The sequence below is a fragment of the Curtobacterium sp. B8 genome, from assembly GCF_000333315.1.
Taxonomy (GTDB): domain Bacteria; phylum Actinomycetota; class Actinomycetes; order Actinomycetales; family Microbacteriaceae; genus Curtobacterium; species Curtobacterium luteum.
In genome coordinates this window covers 1-2,887 of the sequence record NZ_BACW01000283.1, presented here as the reverse complement: position 1 = coordinate 2,887, position 2,887 = coordinate 1, and the positions used below count along the sequence as shown (strand labels likewise).

The window sequence follows — 2,887 nt, the reverse complement described above, 5'->3', positions numbered from 1 at the left end:
GACGGCTCNCCGGAGCGGTCCGTCGAACGCCACCCCGATCCGCACGACCGTCGCGGGGTGTTCCTCACGGCGTCCGGCGAGTCGATGCGTCAGGCGCTGAGCGTCCTCGACCAGCTCGACGACAGCGGCGCCGCTGTGGCCTCGACCCTCGACGAACGGGACATCCGGGTGATCGTCGCCTTCCTCGAGGACATGACCCGGGTGGTCGACCACATCGCCCCGGAGGAGTCCCAGGCGGACGACGTCGCCGTCGCGTAGCCTCACCGCATGACGACGGCGGCGAGTACCGAGGGGCACGACCCCGAGGACGACATGCCGCTCGCCGAGCTCGACGCGCGTGCCCGGGCGGACGCCGCGCTCCGGCGGATCCGAGCCGGCGCCGACCCCACGCGCGAGGCCTTCGACCTGGCGAACACGATGAACGACGAGGCCGTCGGTCGGCTCTCGGGCGCGGTCCGACGCTGGTTCCGGCGGCGCTGAGGCGGTTCCGACGGCGGTTCCGGCGGCGCTGCGGCGCGCTGGCGTCACGACGTCGTCCTGCGCCCCTCGCGGGGAACCGGGCCCGTGCCGTCGCCGGGCCCGGCTCAGCCGTCGCCGGGCTCAGCTCAGCCGCTCAGAAGGCGGTGCCGACCGCCGCGATGTCGTCGCCGCCGTGGCCCGCCGCACTCGCGTCGGCGTACACCCGGCCGAGCGCCTCGAGCAGCACCGTCGAGACGCCTGCAGCGCGCGCGGCCTCCGTGATGAGCCCGATGTCCTTCCGCAGCCCGTCGAGCGCGAACTGCGCGGGGAAGGTGCCCTCGATCATCGACTCCCCCTTGGTGTGGGCGTACGGCGAGTCGCTGGCGCTGCCGTCGATGGCCTCGAGGAAGAGGGCCGGGTCGAGACCCAGGGACCGCGCGATCGCGAGGGACTGTCCGGTCGCGGCGGTGATGGAGGCGATCCAGGCGTTCGCCGCGAGCTTGAGCGCGGTGCCCTGCCCGACCTGCTCGCCCGCGCGGACGGTCTTCACCGCGATCGCCTCGAACACGGAGCCCAGCCCCTCCAGCACGTCGGCCGGTCCAGCGGCGAGGAGCGTCAGCTTGCCCTGCTCGGCGGGGGCCTTGGTGCCGAGCATCATCGCCTCCACCAGGGTGATGTCGTACTTGGCCGCGAGCTGCACGACCGTCTCGGTCCCCGCGGTGCCGATCGTCGAGGCCTGGACCCAGACGGCATCCTCGGGAGCGTCCCCGGCTGCCTGCTCGAGGACGTCGACCACGGCGTCGGTGTCGAACAGCGTGAGGAGCACGACCTCGGCGTCCGCGACCGCCTCCGAGGGGGTGTCCACGACGGTCGCCCCGGCGTCGGCGAGCGGCTCGGCCCGCTCGCGGGTCCGGTTCCACACCGTCACGTCGTGCCCTGCCCGGCGGAGCGACCCCGCGACACCGGCACCCATCGCACCCGTTCCCAACACCGACACGCGCACGAGCGCCTCCGTCCTGTGCGGCACCGTGCCGCGACCGATCCGACGCTACGCCGCTCCGATCAGCGGATGCCCCGGGCCGCGAGCCAAGCCGCCGGGTCGACCGGCACACCGTCGACGAGCACCTCGAAGTGCAGGTGTGGACCCGTCGAGACACCGGTGCTGCCGACGGCACCGAGCTGCTGACCCGCGGCGACGGTCTGCCCGGGGACGACGTCGATGCGGGAGAGGTGCGCGGACCGGGTCTGCGTTCCGTCGGCGTGCTGCACGAGGACCTGGTTGCCGTACCCGCCGAGGACCCCGGCGGCGAGGATCCGACCGGGGAGGGCGGCCACGACCGGCGTGCCCTCGGCAGCGGCGAAGTCGAGACCCTGGTGGTCGGTCGAGCAGGCGCCGCAGCCCACGACCTGGCGGCCACCGAAACCGCCAGCCACGGGCACGGTGCCCACGACGGGCCGGACGACACCGGACGCGGCGGGACGCGGTGTGGCGGGACGAGCCGCCGCCGTGGCACGGGTGGGCTCGGGCACGGGCCGGACGAGGGCCACGCCGAAGGTGTCACGGAGACCGACGGCGGTGCTGCCGTCGGGAGCGACGTACTGCTGCCCGACGGCGCCGACGCCCGGCGTCACGACCTGGGGCGTCGCGGCGAGGGCGGACTGCGGCGACCCGAGCGCCACGACCATGCACGCCGCGACCGCCGTCGCCGTGACGGGGACCGCCCGCGTGGAGGACACGGCGCCGGTGACCACGCGGAGCGGGACGGTGACCACGCGGAGCGGGACGGTGACCACGCGGAGCGGGACGGTGACCGCCTCTGTCAGCGTCCGGACGCGATCGCGCCGTCGGGCGTCGTGCTCGGCCGCGCGGAGGCTCCGTCGGGTCGGGAGCGCGGCACTCCGGTCGTCCCGGCGGGTCGGGAGCTCGGGGTGGAGCACCGGGGCGGCAGGAGGGGACACCGCCGCCCCGGTGGGTTCGGGGGTCCGCCCGCGGTCCGTCGTTCGGCGGGAACGACGGGTCGGGAGCGGGGTCGGGTTCGACACGACCTTCGGCTCAGACGCGGACGCGGCCGTCGCGGGTGATCCGCTCGACTTCCGCGGTCACGGCGTCCACGACCGCGCGGGTCACTGCGTCGGCGACGGCCTCGACGAGGGCGAGCTGCCCCTCGGCGACGGAGAGACCGACACCGAGGTCCGCGGTCAGGCGCTGTGGGATCGCGTCGATCGCGGCGACGAGCGACGCCGGGACGGACGCGGACGGTGTCGGCGAGGGCTCGCGACGACGGGCGGCGACGGCGTCGAAGAGGGGTGTGGAGGACATGCTGCTTGCCTTCCGGTCAGTGCGGTTGGGCGGACCGTTCGGTCGGTCCGGGGTGCCGACGGCACGCCTCCATTGAAGCACTGATATTTGGTATGCGCAATACTCAGT

General features: G+C 74.6%; 4 protein-coding genes. 1 reads left to right on the top strand and 3 read right to left on the bottom strand.

The features are described 5' to 3' along the window. Positions 1 to 267: 267 nt before the first annotated feature. Entirely contained in the window at positions 268 to 480 is a 213-nt protein-coding gene (locus tag I59_RS06885; RefSeq protein WP_022903235.1) for a hypothetical protein, read from the top strand. A gap of 133 nt (positions 481 to 613) precedes the next feature. Here the strand turns inward: I59_RS06885 and I59_RS06880 are convergent, their stop codons facing one another. From I59_RS06880 to I59_RS06870, 3 genes are all read right to left on the bottom strand, one after another. Continuing rightward, positions 614 to 1,456 (bottom strand): NAD(P)-dependent oxidoreductase, encoded by an 843-nt coding sequence (locus tag I59_RS06880; protein WP_031273203.1) that lies wholly within the window; start codon positions 1,454 to 1,456, stop codon positions 614 to 616. A 65-nt stretch (positions 1,457 to 1,521) separates the two neighbouring features. Further along, on the bottom strand, positions 1,522 to 2,418 hold the full coding sequence (locus I59_RS06875) for a M23 family metallopeptidase (protein WP_148286121.1): 897 nt from the start codon (positions 2,416 to 2,418) through the stop codon (positions 1,522 to 1,524). Between the two features lie 94 nt (positions 2,419 to 2,512). Then, positions 2,513 to 2,779, bottom strand: coding sequence for a hypothetical protein (locus tag I59_RS06870; protein WP_022903233.1), 267 nt, complete (start codon positions 2,777 to 2,779; stop codon positions 2,513 to 2,515). Between the last annotated feature and the right edge of the window lie 108 nt (positions 2,780 to 2,887).